Genomic DNA, 15,733 nt, shown 5'->3' with positions numbered 1-15,733 from the left:
ATGACAGGGCGTGAAAGTGCGGGAAAGACGCTGTTTCCCCAAAGGGCTGCAGCACTTGTCCGGCAAGACATGACCCTCGGCCCAGGCGTACGATCCGTGGTCTTCGTGATTGCCGCTCCCTGGTGGTTAAGCCACCCAACGCCAGTTGCGACCTGCCAAGACTACCAAAACCTTCGGTGACGCGCGGGTAGGCTAATTGTCGTGAGTGATGAGCAGCTGAACAAAGCGTATGTACTAACACTGTCCTGCCCGGACCGGCCCGGAATCGTCCACGCCGTGGCCGGCGCCCTGCTGGTGGCGGGCTGTAATATTTTGGACTCGCAGCAGTACGGCAGCCCCGCCACCGGGAACTTCTTTATGCGCGTCGAAGCCACGACGACGGCCTCCCGGGCAGAGCTCCAGGCTGCCCTTGAGCCCGTGGTGGCGGCCTTCGGCATGCAGTCGAGCCTTAACGCCGTTGGCCAGAAAGTGCGGACCCTCCTGATGGCCAGCACCTCAGCACACTGCCTCAACGACATCCTCTTCCAGCAGCGCTCCGGCACCCTGCCGATCGAAATCCCCGCCATCGTCTCGAACCACCAGGACCTCGCCGGCCTTGCCGAGTTCTATGGCATTCCGTTCCACTACATCCCGGTCACGCAGCAGACCAAGGCGGAAGCCGAGGACAAACTTCGCGCCCTGATGGCCGAACACGATATTGAACTCACCGTGCTGGCCCGCTACATGCAGATCATTTCCGATGACCTCTGTGCGGAGCTGACCGGCAAAGCCATTAACATCCACCACTCGTTCCTGCCCTCGTTCAAGGGCGCCAAGCCGTACCACCAGGCCCACGCGCGCGGGGTGAAGCTGATTGGTGCCACCGCCCATTACGTCACGGCCGCCCTGGACGAGGGCCCCATCATTGAGCAGGAAGTCATCCGGGTGGACCACGCCCGGACCCCGGAACAGTTTGTGCAAATGGGCCGGGACGTCGAGGGCCGGACACTAACCCAGGCGGTCCAGTGGCACGCCGAGCACCGGGTGCTGCTGGATGGCAACCGGACCGTGGTCTTCAACTAGCAGCCACCGCCTGACTGGGTGCGGCGCAACGACATGGAGCATCCGACAGCAACCGGGCGGGACGCGCAGCGCGGTCGGTTCATCAGCCTGCTCAAGGCGGAGGGCCGGCACAACGTCCTGGAGGTGGACGCCGGCCAAGGCCACGACGGTGTGCAATTTGTCCGCGCCGGCATCCATTACACGGGAGTGGACCCCTCGGAAGAGAACGTCCATCTGGCCCGGGCCAAGGGCCTGGACGTCACCGTGGCAGATGCCCGGCACCTGCCCTTCGCGGACGGAACGTTCTCTTCCGCCTGGACCACGAGTGCGCTGCTGCACAGTCCCGCTACGGACATCGATGCCGTCCTGCGCGAACTGGTGCGCGTGACGGCACCCGGGGCGCCCATCGGCGTCGTCCTCTCTTCAGGTGAGGATGACGAGCCTGCCCGGACGCAGCACCACCACTTCCTGCTCCTCCGCACCCCTTCCTCCCCCAAGTAAGTAGCAGTAGGTGTCGTTTTGACGGCTCAAAACGACATTTACTGCTACTTAGTTGGGGCCGGGGGCAGATGTCCTAGGCTTGGCCGTATGGCTCCTCTTCACACTTTCGCCGGCCATGCTCCGGCCGTCCACGAAACCGCGTTCATCGCCCCCACCGCGTCCATCATCGGCAACGCCTCCCTCGCCCGGGATTCCAGCGCCTTCTACGGGGTGTCCGTCCGGGCCGACACAGCGGCCATCATGGTGGGCCCGGGCAGCAACCTGCAGGACAACGTGGTGCTGCACGCCGACCCGGGATTTCCCTGCACCGTCGGCGCCGGGGTCAGCGTGGGTCACGCGGCCGTGGTGCACGGCTGCACCGTGGAGGATGACTGCCTGATCGGCATGGGCGCCACCATACTGAACGGCGCGGTCATCGGCACCGGCTCGCTGGTGGCGGCCGGCGCTGTTGTTCTCGAGGGGACCGTTGTGCCGCCCCGCTCGCTGGTGGCAGGCGTTCCGGCCAAGGTGCGCCGGGAACTCACCGACGAAGAATTCGAGGGCGTGAAACAGAACGCCGCGCGCTATGTGGAACTCTCCCGCGCTCACCGCGACATTCACGGGTAGGTTACCTCGACTTGCGTTAACTTCTTGACCGCAACCGCCACAGTAGGGCAATCTTCTTTCTATGTCCCCCACACCGCGCTCGACGAAGAGCAGGCCAAAAAATCCGGGGTCCCAGTCCGCCCTCAGGCAGCTCAACCAGCAGCGGATCATCGAGACCCTGATGAGCGGCCCGTCCACCCAGGCCGAGCTTGCACGGCAGACCGGGCTGTCCACCGCCACGGTCTCCAACATCGTCAAAATCATGCAGGACGCGGGCCTGGCGTCCACCGAGCCGATCACCAGTTCCGGGCGCCGGGCGCTGAACGTCCGGCTTAACAGCAACGGCGCCGTGGCCGTCGGCATCGACTTCGGCAGGCGGCATCTGCGCGTCGTCCTGGCGTCCCTGAGCTACCACGTGATCGCCGAAGAATCAGTGCTGCTCCCGCTCGGCCACCAGTCCGAAGAAGGCATCGACGCTGCTGTCCTGCTCCTGGACAAGCTCTTGCTGGAGAGCGGCGTGGACCGTGCCGCCGTGGTGGGCGCCGGCGTCGGAATCCCGGGCCCTATTGACCGGCGGACCGGAACTGTAGCGCAGGGCGCCATCCTTCCAGAATGGGTGGGGATCAACATCCTGCAGCACCTTGAAGAGACCCTCGAAATGCCCGTGTTCGTTGACAACGACGCCAATTTGGGCGCTTGGTCGGAGGTTACCTGGGGGCCCCATACCGGGGTCAGCAACCTGATGTTCCTCAAAATCGGATCGGGCATCGGCGCAGGCCTGATCCTCAACGGCGCACCGTATTACGGCACTGTGGGCATCACCGGCGAAATCGGCCATGCCACCATCCACGAGCACGGCCTGGTGTGCCGTTGCGGGAACCGCGGCTGCCTCGAAACCATCGCCTCCACCACCACCATGATCGAACTGCTTAGCCGCGGCGAAGACCCTCCCGCCAGCCCCGCGGACATTGTGCGGAAAGCATTGGGCCGCGATCCTGCCACCCTGCGCGTGGTGGACGACGCCGGCCTGGCCGTCGGACGTGCCCTGGGGAACGTGGCCAACCTGATCAACCCCGAAGTGATCGTGGTGGGGGGCCCCCTGGCCGGCCTCGGGGACCTGCTTCTTGACCCCATCAGGCGGGGCCTGATCCGCCACGCCGTGCCCGTGGTCGGCGAGACCACCACCCTGACGATGTCCTCGCTCGGGGACCGCGCAGAAGCCCTGGGAGCAGCGGCGCTGGTCTTCCGGCATGCAGGGATCCGCAGCGCGTAGACCATTTCGTTATCCGCCAATTGCGTTAAAGACTTGACGACAACCGGTGTGATCCAGTTTACTTTTTCATCAGACGACCCCTGCGCTTTGCGGGGGCGGACAAAGAAGTCACGTATTGGAGGCGTAAGGGCACATGACGTCCCATCCCACGCACACAGACCCCGTAATTCTGGAGATGCGCTCCATCACCAAGGAATTTCCCGGCGTTAAGGCTTTGTCGGAAGTAAGCCTTCGAGTCAAAGCAGGCGAGATCCACGCCATCTGCGGTGAAAACGGCGCCGGCAAGTCCACCCTGATGAAGGTGCTCTCGGGTGTTTACCCGTACGGCAGCTACGACGGCGACATCGTGTACCAGAACGAGGTCCAGCAGTTCCGGGACATCCGGGCCAGCGAGCAGGCCGGGATCGTGATCATCCACCAGGAGCTGGCACTGATCCCCGAACTGTCCATCATGGAGAACATCTTCCTGGGCAACGAACCCACCAAACGCGGGGTTATCGACTGGGCCGAAGCCCGGCTGCGCTCCACCGAGCTGCTGGCCAGGGTGGGCCTCCGGGAAAACCCGGACACCCCCATCAAGGAAATCGGCGTCGGCAAGCAGCAATTGGTGGAAATCGCCAAGGCCCTGAACAAGTCCGTGAAGATCCTCATTCTTGACGAACCCACGGCGGCTTTGAACGAATCGGACTCCCAGCACCTGCTGGACCTGATGCTTGGCTTGAAGGGCAAGGGCATCACGTCGATCATCATTTCCCACAAGCTCAACGAGATCGAGCAGATCGCCGATTCGATCACCATCATCCGAGACGGCAAATCGATCGAAACCCTTGACGTCAAGGCCGACGGTGTGGACGAAGACCGCATCATCAAGGGCATGGTGGGCCGTGCCCTGGAATCCCGCTTCCCGGAACACACTCCCAAGATCGGCGAGGTGTTCTTCGAGGTCAAGAACTGGAACGTGGCCCACCCGCAGATCCAGGACCGCATGGTCTGTAAGAACTCGAACTTCTTTGTCCGCCGCGGCGAGATCGTCGGATTTGCGGGCCTCATGGGCGCCGGCCGCACCGAACTGGCCCGTTCCGTCTTCGGCCGGTCCTACGGGCACTTCGTCTCCGGTCAGGTCTACATGCACGGCAAGGAAGTGAACCTCAAGAGCGTGCACCAGGCCATCGACGCCGGGCTCGGCTACGTCACCGAAGACCGGAAGTCCCTCGGCCTGAACCTGCTCGATGACATCAAAACGACCACGGTGTCAGCCAACCTGGAGAAAATCAGCAAACGCAGCGTGGTGGACACGAACAAGGAGTTTGCGGTCGCTGAGGAGTACCGGAAGTCCCTGCGGACCAAGGCCCCATCGGTGCAGGAAGGCGTGGCCAAGCTGTCCGGTGGGAACCAGCAGAAGGTTGTCCTGGCCAAGTGGATGTTCACGGACCCGGAGCTGCTGATCCTGGATGAACCCACCCGCGGCATCGATGTTGGAGCCAAGTACGAGATTTACGGCATCATCCAGCAACTGGCCAACCAGGGGAAAGGCGTGATCGTGATTTCCTCCGAACTGCCTGAACTGCTGGGACTCTCGGACCGCATCTACACCATTTTCGAGGGCGCCATCACGGGCGTACTCAACAAAGAGGAAGCGAGCCAGGAAAGCCTGATGAAGCTCATGACCTCCGCCCGAAAAGCCGCCTAATCCTCTGGAGCCTTCCAGAACCTTCCAGATACGAGGACCGAAAACAATGAACGCGCTCAAGAAACTCTTCGGTGGCGACACCCGCCAGTTCGGGATGATCTTTGCCCTCGTGGCTCTGATTGTCCTCTTCCAGTGGCTTACAGGCGGCATCACCCTCACCCCGGGCAACGTCATCAACCTCTTCAACGGGAACTCCTACATCCTGATCCTGGCCATCGGCATGGTGCTGGTCATCATCGCCGGGCACATCGACCTCTCGGTGGGCTCTGTAGCCGCCTTCGTGGGCATGGTGGTGGCCATCTGCATGCGGGACTGGCACCTCCCCTGGTTCGTTGCCATCCTGCTGGGGCTGGGCCTTGGCGCCCTGATCGGCGCGTGGCAAGGCATGTGGACTGCGTATGTAGGCATACCGGCGTTTATCGTGACCCTGGCGGGCATGCTGATCTTTCGCGGGGCCCAGCAGTTTGTTGGCCAGTCCAACTCGATTCCCGTCCCGAGGGAATTCCAGTACATCGGTGCCGGCTACCTCCCGGAGGTCGGGCCGGACACCGGCTTCAACAACCTCACGCTGCTCCTGGGCCTTGCGGGCGTCGCGTTCGTGATCTATAGCGTGCTCCGGCGCCGCCGCACCAACAAAGCGCTCGGCGCGGACGTCGAGGAAACCTGGGTCACCGTTCTCAGGCTCGTCCTGGTCTGCGGCGCCATCCTCTACGCAACGTACCTGTTCGCCACCGGCCGGCCCGGCACGTCCTTCCCCATTCCGGGCCTCATCCTCGCCGTCATGGTTTTGGTCTACGGCTTCATCTCGTCCAAGACCGTGGTTGGCCGCCACGTCTACGCCGTCGGCGGCAACCGCCACGCGGCGGAACTCTCCGGTGTGAAGTCCAAGAAGATCAACTTCCTGGTCATGATGAACATGTCCATCATCGCCGGACTGGCCGGCATGATCTTCGTGGCCCGTTCCACCTCTGCGGGCCCCTCCGACGGCACCGGCTGGGAACTTGACGCCATCGCCGCTGTCTTCATTGGCGGCGCGGCTGTCACCGGCGGTGTGGGTACCGTCATCGGATCCATCGTCGGAGGCCTGGTCATGGCTGTGCTGAACAATGGCCTGCAGCTCCTCAGCGTAGGCGCCGACTGGCAGTCCATGATCAAGGGCTTGGTGCTGTTGGTGGCCGTAGCTATCGACGTCTACAACAAGTCGCAGGGCCGGGCCTCGATCATCGGGCTGATGATGAAGAACTTCAACCGGCCGTCGGGCGGGCCCGGCACACCGCTGCAGCCGGATGAAGTCACCTCCACCAGAGAAACCATTTCCCGGGAAGCCTGAGCATTCAGCTTCCTGACCCAACACCCCCAAAAGAAAGTGGACACAGAAATGCGAATGTTTGGCAAAGCAGGAAAGGCAGCAGCGATAGCTGCGATCGCAGCATTGGCGCTGACGGGCTGCGGACGTTCCGAACCAAGCACCCCGGGCGGCGGTGCCAGCGGGGGAACCGCCGGCTTCCCGCAGGACTCCGCGATCGGCGTCGCACTTCCCAAGAAGACCAGCGAAAACTGGGTACTGGCGGAAAAGCTCTTCAACGACGGCCTTACAGGTGCCGGATTCAAGCCGACCGTCCAGTTCGCCAACAACGGTGTGGCTGAGCAGCAAAACCAGATCAGCGCAATGATCGCCAAGGGCGCCAAGGTGATCATTGTGGGCGCCCTCGACGGCTCCCAGCTGGGGACCCAGCTCCAGCAGGCCAAGGACGCAGGCGCCACCATCATCGCCTACGACCGCCTCCTGCTGAACACCGCCAACGTGGACTACTACGTGGCTTACGACAACTTCAAGGTCGGCGTGCTCCAGGGCCAGGCCCTGTTGGACGGCATGAAGGCCAAGAAGGCCACGGGTCCGTACAACATCGAGCTCCTGGCGGGTTCACCGGATGACGCCAACGCGAAGGTCTTCTTCGACGGCGCCATGTCGGTGCTCAAGCCGAAAATTGACGACGGCACGCTGAAGGTACTCTCCGGTCAGACCACGTTCGAGAAGGCTGTCACCCAGGACTGGAAGGCTGAGAACGCCCAGCGCCGCATGGATACCCTCCTTACCGGTTCCTACGGGTCGGCCTCGCTGGACGGTGTCCTCTCACCCAACGACACCCTCGCCCGCGCTGTCATCACCTCTGTCAAGGCGGCCGGCAAGCCTATTCCGGTCATCACCGGACAGGACTCCGAGGAGGAATCGGTCAAGTCCATCCTTGCAGGCGAGCAGTACTCCACGATCAACAAGGACACCCGCAAGCTCGTTGAGCACGCGATCGTCATGGTCAAGGATCTTCAGGCAGGCAAGACGCCTGAGGTCAACGATGACAAGTCCTACAACAACGGGACCAAGACCGTTCCCGCGTATCTGCTTCCGCCGGTCATTGTGACCGCGGCCAATGTGAAGACGGCTTACGTGGACGATCCGGCCCTCGGCCCGCTCACCAAGTAGGACTGATCACCAAGTAGGACCGATCATCAAGTAACCAGCAACACCGGGCCCCGGCCCGCCGGCAACGGCGGACCGGGGCCTTTTGCTGTCCACGGACGCTCTCTCACTTAATGCGGGTTTTCCGGCAACCCTCTCTCACTTAACGCAGGAATTTCCCAAACGCTCTCGCACCGGTGGATTCACAGCCCCTGCATAGGAATGCCACCGCAGGTGCACAGCAGAGCTCAGCACTGTGGGAGCAGAGGCCCGCACCAAGCAGGCCATGTCCCGAGGAGTACAGTGAGCGTCCTTGCCCGGAGTGTTGGCAACGCCTTCAGAAACAAAGTCCGAACAGCTGCGGTGGTAGCGGTCCTGGCCGTCGCCATCGGACTTGCCCTGGCCATGCTGGTGGCCAATCAGGCCGTCGGCGCGAAAGTCCAGGAGCTGAATGCCTCCGTGGGAACCGTCCTGACCGTCAACCCCGCCGGCGGCCAGGGCTTCGAGGGCGGCGGCGAACCGCTGACGGCCGAGCAGGCCGCAACCGCAGCCGCCGTCCCCAACGTGAGCTCCGTCGTCGGGACCAGCTCCCTGCGGCTTCGGAACGCCACCGAAGCCGCGGCACGGGCAGCCGCGCAGGGGGCAACCGGCACACAGGCCGGCCCCGGCGGAGGGCAAGGTGCCGGGCAGGGCGGCGCCCAAGGCGGCCCCTCCGCGGCGACCCTGACCACCAGCCTCACCGCAGCCATCGATGCCGGCACGCTCGGCGGCCGGAACCAGGCCGCGAACGGCACCACCGGGTCCACCGGCACCACCACGGCGCAACCGGCCCGCTCGCTTCCCGTCAGCGCCACCGGCACAGGCGGCGAAGTGGACAGCACAGGCAAAGCCTTGACCATCACCGAGGGAACCGGGCTGGGCGACTACACGGCCGAATCCGCCAACGCCCTCGTGGGCACCACCCTGGCCCAAAAGAACGGCCTCACCATCGGGTCCACCTTCACCATCAATGACCGGACATTCACCGTGGCCGGCCTCTTCGACGCAGGAACCACGTTCGGCAACAACGCCCTGTACGTCACCCTCCCCACGGCGCAGACCCTCGCGGAACTTCCCGGCGAGCTGTCCTCCATGATCGTCACGGTCAACAGCCTGGACAACGTCGGGTCAACCAAGACCGCGCTCCAGTCCGCGCTGGGAACGGACACCGCCGACGTCACCCAGGGCCAGAACCTCGAATCGGCCGTCAGCTCCCTCGGCAGCGTCAAGAACATCTCATTCATCGCCTTCGTAGCGGCCCTCGGCACCGCCGGGCTGATCATCCTGCTGATCATGGTGATGCTGGTCCGCGAGCGCCGGCGCGAAATCGGCGTCCTGAAGGCCATCGGCGCACCCAACCGCACCATCGGCCTGCAGTTTGTGCTGGAGGCGCTGGTACTCGTGGCCATGGGCAGCGTGGTTGGTGCCGCCGTCGCGTCCTTCGCCAGCGGGGGCATCGCTTCCGCGCTGATCAGCACCAACACGAGTACGACGACGGCGGCCACCGTCGGTCGCGCGGCCGGCGGTCCGGGCGGAACCGGTTTCCCCGGCGGCGGAGCGGGAATGCCCGGCGGCGCGTTCCCCGGCGGGAATCCGCTGGGCGGGGCGTCGCAGTTGCTGACCTCGGTCACGGCGAGCGCCTCCCCCGGTGTCATCGCCGCCGGCATCGCCGCGGTGTTCGGTGTGGCCATCATCGGCGCGCTGGTCCCGGCACTGCTCACTGCGCGAATCCGTCCCATCGAAGTCCTGCGAGGAGAATAACCATGATTGAAGTCAAGAACCTGGTCCGCACTTTCAACTCGGGCGACCGCACCATCAAGCCCGTCAACGATGTCAGTTTTGTGCTTGAGCAGGGCACCCTGGCGTCCATCGTGGGCAAGAGCGGCAGCGGCAAAAGCACCCTGTTGTCCCTCCTCGGTGCGCTGGACAAACCCACCAGTGGAGACGTCGTCGTGAACGGCGTGAGCCTGGCCGGAATGCCGGACGGCAAGCTGACCGAATATCGGCGCCGGGACATCGGTTTTGTTTTCCAGCAGTTCAACCTCATCCCGAACCTCTCCGCGGTGGACAACGTGATGCTCCCCATGGAGTTCGCCGGTGTCCGGAAGTCCGAGCGGCTGCAGCGGGCGAAGGACCTGCTGGAACAGGTGCAGCTGGACCCGGAGAAGCAGGTGCGGCGCATCAACCGGTTGTCCGGCGGCGAGCAGCAGCGGGTGGCGATTGCCCGCGCACTGGCCAACGAACCGAAACTGATCCTCGCGGACGAGCCCACCGGCAACCTCGATGAGCAGACCGGCGACCACATCATCGAGCTCCTCAACGCGCTCAGCCGTGATCACAACACCACCATCCTGGTGGTGACGCACGACAGGGCACTGGCCAATAGGACGGACCGCCGCTTCAGGCTCCAGCAGGGCAGGCTTACGGAAGAAACGGTCCGGGCCATGGTCTGACGCACGGGCTGGCCGGGGTGAGAGGATGGGCACCATGAGCGCGCCAATTGCCACGCCGTGGTTGTCCAGCCAGTCTGATCAGGATCCCCGGTCCGCTACCGGACGGCCGCTGCGCTGGGGCGTCATCGCCACCGGCGGCATTGCCCGTTCGGTGTCGCGGGACCTGGCACTGCTGGCGGACGCCGAGCTCTACGCTGTCAGTTCCCGCGGCCGGGACACGGCGGAGAGCTTCGCCACCGCGTACGATTTCGCCCGGGCGTACTGGGACGACGGCGGCGTCTCCGGCTACCAGCATTTGCTCGCCGATGATGCGGTGGACGTTGTCTACGTCGCCACGCCGCACGCGCAGCACCACCAGATCGTGCTTGCGGCGCTGAATGCCGGCAAGCATGTCCTGTGCGAAAAGGCCTTCACCATCAATGCACGTGAGGCCAGCGAGCTGGTGGCCGTGGCGCGTGAACGGAAGCTCTTCCTGATGGAGGCCATCTGGAGCCGGTTTTTGCCCGGGATGCAGCGGGTCTTCGAGATCGCCGCATCCGGCGAACTGGGCGATGTGCACTGGGTTACGGCCGACCTGGGCTTCCCCGCCCCGTACTCCCCGACCTCGCGGCTGTGGGCGCGGCAGGACGGCGGCGGTGCCCTCCTGGACATCTCGGTGTACCCGTTGTTGTGGGCCGTGGGGACGTTGGGGTTCCCCCAAACGGTCAGTGCCACAGGCTTTATTAATGACGACGGCGTGGACGCCCAGAATGCGTTGACGCTCGGCTACAACCACGGTGCCCAGGCTCAGCTGACGTCCTCGCTCCTAGCGTTTGGCCCCCGGACCGCCACGGTGGCGGGAGGCCTGGGCTACCTGCAGAGTGTGGGCTCCATCAACAACCCGCGGGAACTGGTGATCGGCATCGGCCTTGGCGAGCTGCGGACGGAACCGTTCGACGTCGTTGGCCTCGGCTACACCTACGAGCTCCGCGAGGTGACGCGCTGCATCCAGCAGGGCCTCACTGAAAGTCCGGTCATGCCATTGGAGGATTCCCTCAAGACCATGCGTCTCTTTGACGGGGTCCGCGGGCAGCTGGGGGTCAGCTACCCAAACGATGCCCACTAGCCGAGGGTCAGCCGGCAACACGGCGGATTAGTAAGTTTGCTTTATTTATTTTCCGATTTCCCTAGACGCGCTGCAAGGAGCGGTCTTAGGCTGTAGCCATCGTCGGTCTCAACGGTATGTACTGGGGGTGGTACGCGTGGCAAAGGTTCGTTCGCCATGGCGTCTGCTCCGCCCGCTCTTCCTGGCAGGAGCGGTAACCGCGACCTGGCTGACACTTTCTTCGTCCGCCGCAATGGCGGACAGTTCCACGGATTCCGGTTCCCTGCTGGGCGGCGTCACGTCCTCTGTTTCGTCGCTTACGGCTCCGCTGACTGGCATTACTCCCCCCGCGGAAACCAAGGCTCCTCTTGCCTTGGCCAGTCCCGCTGCGGCGCCCACCGGACTCTTGCAGCCGTTGGTTGGCAGCCTGGCAAACACCACGGATCAGGTCGTGGCAGCCGTCCCCGTTGTGAGCAACATTGTTCCTTCAGGAGCTGTGTCCGCGGTGGCCGTTCCCGTTGCCGCCGTTGCCGATGGTGCCGTGGCCGGACTCGTGGACGTCGCCGTTCCGCCGCTGGTCGAAGCGGTTCCCATTCTTGAACCTGTGGTGCAGCCTGTTGCCGACCTCGTAACGGGCGCAGCTCCTCTGCCTGCTGTTCTGCCCGGTGTCCTGAATGCCTCAGGCGATCTCGCCGAGGCGCCGGCGCCGGATACAGAGGCGCCCACGGCGGCCCCTGATGTGACGGGCTCTGAAGCATCGGCAGCCGCCGTTCCGGACCATGCGGACACTGCCGTCGATGAGGCTAGAGGTTCTTCAGGACCATCACTGGCCCTTACCGGTTCCCCCGCGGCAGCAGCACCCGGCGCATCTCTCCATCAGGCCGCCACTCGGGCACCGTTGGATGAAGACCCGTCGCCCTCACCGGTTCCGGTCCCGGCGGCTCCGGGTTCGGGTGCAGGAGGCGCGACATCGCCGTCCGGCCCGTCAGGCGCTGCCGCGTGGCTCAATGACTTTGATCTTGGCCTGCCACTGTCGGGTACCTACCCGATCAGTGGAGCATCCGAGCATGCCCCCTCGCCGGTGTCATTCGACCCCGGTTCCTCTCCTGACTAGTTGAGCCCCCTCTGCCTTCTTCACGGCAGAACACGGCCATCGGGTTGCTGCAATGCGGCCCCCATCAACTTGTCAGGAGACAACCATCATGCATTCCAATCTACGCAGAGGGCTGCTTGGCACCCTCTTTGCCGGCGGCCTCATAGCCTTCGGCGCCACCGCAGCCAACGCTGCGGACACAACCAGCGGACCGGACCTCACGGCCTCCGCACTGGTCTCAGCGGCGGCATCCGCAAACACGACGACGTTGGGCCTGCTGGGTGGCCCAACGCAGTCGGACACCACGGATGTCGCCGCTGCGCTCGACGTCAACCTCGGTGGCACGGACGGCCTCCTCGGCAACACCAACGGCGCCACCAACAACGGGACCGTCGCTGACGTGGCAGCCGCCGTGGACGTCAACCTCGGCGGCACCGACGGCCTCCTCGGCAACACCAACGGCACCGCCGACAACGGGACCGTCGCTGACGTCGCGGCCGCAGTGGACGTCAACCTCGGCGGCACCGACGGCCTCCTCGGCAGCACCCACGGCAGCGCCGACAACGGCACCGTCGCTGACGTCGCAGCCGCCGTCGACGTCAACCTCGGCGGCACCAACGGCCTCCTCGGCAACACTGACGGCACCACCGACAACGGCACCCTCGCTGACGTCGCAGCCGCAGTCGACATCAACCTCGGCGGCACCGACAGCCTCCTCGGCAACAGTGACGGTGGCACCCTCGCTGACGTGGCAGCCGCAGTCGACGTCAACCTCGGCGGCACCGACGGCCTCCTCGGCAACAGTGACGGCACCGCTGACGGTGGCACCCTCGCTGACGTGGCGGCTGCAGTGGACGTCAACCTCGGCGGCACCGACGGCCTCCTCGGCAGCACCAACGGCGCCACTGACGGTGGCACCCTCGCCGACGTCGCAGCCGCAGTCGACGTCAACCTCGGCGGCAGCGACGGCCTCCTCGGCAGCACCAACGGCACCACTGACGGTGGCACCCTCGCCGACGTCGCAGCCGCAGTCGACGTCAACCTCGGCGGCACCGGCGGCCTGCTCGGCAGCACCGACGGCGGCCTGGATGCCGCAGTTGATCTCGGTGTGAGCCTGGATGCCTCCGGCCCTTTGAATGACGCTGTCGTGGGTGTCGGTGGTTCGGTGACCATCGGCGGATCCGCGGATGGCACTGACACCCCGGGCACGACGGATCCGGGCACCACAGATCCCGGAGTCACGGACCCGGGAACCACGGACCCGGGAACCGGCACGACGGGTGGCACGGACACCCCGGCTGACGGAACGGATATGCCGGGCAACGGAACAAACACAGCCGACACTGCAGTGTCTGCAACAACAGACATCACCGTTACTCCTGCCGGAACCATCACCCGTCTGGCAACCACGGGAGCAGCAGGAACGGTAGCAGCAAGCGACAGCGCTCAGGGCGGCAGCGAAACGCTGGCCAAGACCGGCCTCGACGCCTCACTGATCCCGCTCGCGCTGATCCTTCTGGTAGCCGGCGTGCTGCTGCTCAGGCGCCGCCGGACCTCCTAGGGTCCTACCTTTGACGGTCCTCCCCGGAGGACCCTAGGACGCACGAACCGATCCGTTCGCCGTCTAACCGTTCGCGCTACACGTGAGCGGCCCTGAAAGGAGGTGGGCCACCGCAGAGCCCTATCACCAGCACTCATCCTTGTTACCGAGGGTCCGGCTGGGAAGTCCCTACAACTTCCCAACCGGGCCTTCGGTGTGCAATACGAGCAAAAGGACAGTAGCCTTAGCTTCCCGGTTCACCGGTATAATTTGACGTACAACAGTGCCGCAGCGCACACCGGGAGGAACGGGTCATGGGGGCGGAATCGCCTAGCTCCATCAAGGATGAAGTGGTCGGCGGACGGTACCGTTTGGGCGAAGTGGTCGGCCGCGGCGGCATGTCCACCGTTTACTGTGCCCATGACGAAAACCTTGGCCGCGACGTGGCCCTGAAGCTTTTCGCACCGCAAGCCCCGGATGCAGACGAGCTGAAACGCCAGGAAGCGGAAATCCAACTTCTCGCCACGCTCAACCATCCCAGCCTGGTCACCCTGTTCGACGCCGGAATCGATACCCGAATCACGGACGAACCCAGGCCGTTCCTGACCATGGAACTGGTGGAGGGGCAGGACCTTCGCAGCCGCATCAGGCACAGCCCTGTCCCCCTGGACGAGCTCGCCGTGATCGGGGCCGGCATAGCCGACGCACTGGCCTACGTGCACGGCCTGGGCGTCATCCACCGTGACATCAAGCCGGGCAATATCCTCCTCGTTCAGGTCCGCCCGGGCGAGCCTCTGCGGCCCAAGCTGACGGACTTCGGCATAGCCAGGATCGTGGACTCGACACGGCTGACCGCCACAGGAACCATGGTGGGCACCGCGGCGTACCTCAGCCCGGAGCAGGCCCTGGGCTCGCCGCTATCTCCAGCCACGGACATCTACTCCTTCGGGTTGGTCCTGCTGGAGTGCATCAAGCAAACAGTGGAGTTTCCGGGCAACGCTGTGGAGTCTGCCGTGGCAAGGCTGCACCGCGCGCCGGAAATTCCGGAGGATCTCCCTGTCGAATGGGCTGAGCTGATCCGCTCCATGACGGCAATCGAACCCCTGGAGCGTCCTGCCGCTGCCGGCGTCGAAACCGTACTCCGCCAGGCACTGGTTTCGCCGGCATCCACCCCTGGTGAACTCACCACCGAGACCACCCGCGTGCTGCCTGCCATGCCTTTCAGGCCGCCCTCCATAGCCATCACCGCCGAATCTGAGCTGCCCCGCGTGCACCGCGGGGGAAAGCGTTTCTGGCTCGCTGTTGTGCTGGGGCTTCTCGCCATCGTGGCTGCCGCAACGGCACTGACCGTCGGACTCGCCTCACAGCAGACGCCCGACGTCGCCCCCTACCCCACCGTAACCGGCAACTTGGGTGACCACCTTCAAGAGCTTCAGAAGAGCGTGGAACCATGACGGTGGATCGGAACGGCCGCTGGGGCCGGGGTGCCTTCCGCTGCGTGTCAGCGGCGGCGGCAGCACTTCTGCTGGCAGGGTCGTTAGCCGCATGCGGCCCTGCAGACTCGGGCCTGAAGAAGGACACCGCGGCGCAACTCCAGCAACGCGTCCTCGACGTCAGCCAGGCGGCCGCAGGCAATGACCCAACCGGCGCCCTGACCGCTTTGGCTGCCCTAGAGGAGGATCTGGCGGCAGCGACCAGCAACGGGACCGTGTCCGATGACCGCCGGCGGTCGATAGTGACCGCGGTTGCGGCCGTCCGCGCAGACCTGAATGAAGCCGTGGCAGCAGCCGCAGCCGCGAAGGCCGCTGAGGATGCCGCCGCGGCACAACGGCAGGCCGAAGCAGATGCGGCCTCGGCCGCGGCTGCCGCCGCGGCCGAGGCAAACAATGTCGCTCCAGCACCGGTTGCGCCCGTCCCGGCGCCGGCGCAGAACAATGGCAAAGCTGGCAAGGGGAAGGGCAAGGACAGCTAACGGT

The 15,733-nt window shown here is 64.8% G+C and carries 14 protein-coding genes and 1 riboswitch; all 14 genes read left to right on the top strand.

What is annotated here, in order from left to right; all coding sequences use genetic code 11:
* Positions 1–72: 72 nt before the first annotated feature.
* A riboswitch (ZMP/ZTP riboswitch) is annotated at positions 73–159 on the bottom strand.
* Between the two features lie 42 nt (positions 160–201).
* The 14 genes from purU to AC1MCD_RS05780 all read left to right on the top strand — a co-directional run bounded on the left by purU (position 202) and on the right by AC1MCD_RS05780 (position 15,729).
* Complete coding sequence (gene purU, locus AC1MCD_RS05845) at positions 202–1,062, top strand: formyltetrahydrofolate deformylase (RefSeq protein ID WP_498676723.1); 861 nt, start codon at positions 202–204, stop codon at positions 1,060–1,062.
* A gap of 33 nt (positions 1,063–1,095) precedes the next feature.
* Positions 1,096–1,542 carry a class I SAM-dependent methyltransferase gene (locus AC1MCD_RS05840; protein ID WP_498676722.1) on the top strand — a complete coding sequence of 149 codons (447 nt, stop codon included), beginning with the start codon at positions 1,096–1,098 and terminating at the stop codon, positions 1,540–1,542.
* A gap of 87 nt (positions 1,543–1,629) precedes the next feature.
* On the top strand, positions 1,630–2,148 hold the full coding sequence (locus tag AC1MCD_RS05835; protein ID WP_498676721.1) for a gamma carbonic anhydrase family protein: 519 nt from the start codon (positions 1,630–1,632) through the stop codon (positions 2,146–2,148).
* 61 nt (positions 2,149–2,209) lie between these two features.
* Positions 2,210–3,400, top strand: a complete 1,191-nt coding sequence (locus AC1MCD_RS05830; RefSeq protein ID WP_498676719.1) for an ROK family transcriptional regulator — start codon at positions 2,210–2,212, stop codon at positions 3,398–3,400.
* A gap of 133 nt (positions 3,401–3,533) precedes the next feature.
* Positions 3,534–5,090 (top strand): multiple monosaccharide ABC transporter ATP-binding protein, encoded by a 1,557-nt coding sequence (gene mmsA, locus AC1MCD_RS05825; protein ID WP_498676718.1) that lies wholly within the window; start codon positions 3,534–3,536, stop codon positions 5,088–5,090.
* A 46-nt stretch (positions 5,091–5,136) separates the two neighbouring features.
* The gene (gene mmsB, locus AC1MCD_RS05820) at positions 5,137–6,420 is read left to right on the top strand and encodes a multiple monosaccharide ABC transporter permease (RefSeq protein WP_498676716.1); all 1,284 of its coding nucleotides are present in this window, start codon (positions 5,137–5,139) and stop codon (positions 6,418–6,420) included.
* A 48-nt stretch (positions 6,421–6,468) separates the two neighbouring features.
* Entirely contained in the window at positions 6,469–7,572 is a 1,104-nt protein-coding gene (locus AC1MCD_RS05815) for a substrate-binding domain-containing protein (RefSeq protein ID WP_498676715.1), read from the top strand.
* Positions 7,573–7,851: 279 nt separating this feature from the next.
* Complete coding sequence (locus AC1MCD_RS05810) at positions 7,852–9,348, top strand: ABC transporter permease (protein ID WP_498676714.1); 1,497 nt, start codon at positions 7,852–7,854, stop codon at positions 9,346–9,348.
* A gap of 2 nt (positions 9,349–9,350) precedes the next feature.
* The gene (locus AC1MCD_RS05805) at positions 9,351–10,040 is read left to right on the top strand and encodes an ABC transporter ATP-binding protein (RefSeq protein ID WP_498676712.1); all 690 of its coding nucleotides are present in this window, start codon (positions 9,351–9,353) and stop codon (positions 10,038–10,040) included.
* A 34-nt stretch (positions 10,041–10,074) separates the two neighbouring features.
* Positions 10,075–11,145 (top strand): Gfo/Idh/MocA family protein, encoded by a 1,071-nt coding sequence (locus tag AC1MCD_RS05800; RefSeq protein ID WP_498676710.1) that lies wholly within the window; start codon positions 10,075–10,077, stop codon positions 11,143–11,145.
* 136 nt (positions 11,146–11,281) lie between these two features.
* Entirely contained in the window at positions 11,282–12,238 is a 957-nt protein-coding gene (locus AC1MCD_RS05795; RefSeq protein ID WP_498676709.1) for a hypothetical protein, read from the top strand.
* 88 nt (positions 12,239–12,326) lie between these two features.
* The gene (locus tag AC1MCD_RS05790) at positions 12,327–13,778 is read left to right on the top strand and encodes a beta strand repeat-containing protein (protein ID WP_498676707.1); all 1,452 of its coding nucleotides are present in this window, start codon (positions 12,327–12,329) and stop codon (positions 13,776–13,778) included.
* A 293-nt stretch (positions 13,779–14,071) separates the two neighbouring features.
* A complete protein-coding gene (locus AC1MCD_RS05785) occupies positions 14,072–15,211 on the top strand; it encodes a serine/threonine-protein kinase (protein WP_498676703.1) in 1,140 nt (379 codons plus the stop codon).
* Complete coding sequence (locus tag AC1MCD_RS05780) at positions 15,208–15,729, top strand: hypothetical protein (RefSeq protein ID WP_498676699.1); 522 nt, start codon at positions 15,208–15,210, stop codon at positions 15,727–15,729. Before AC1MCD_RS05785 ends, AC1MCD_RS05780 begins: the two co-directional genes overlap by 4 nt.
* The last annotated feature ends 4 nt before the right edge of the window (positions 15,730–15,733 follow it).

The sequence above is a fragment of the Arthrobacter sp. BF1 genome (assembly GCF_056680215.1).
Note: the sequence above shows the minus strand (reverse complement) of the source record. Positions and strands in the feature narration are given on the sequence as shown.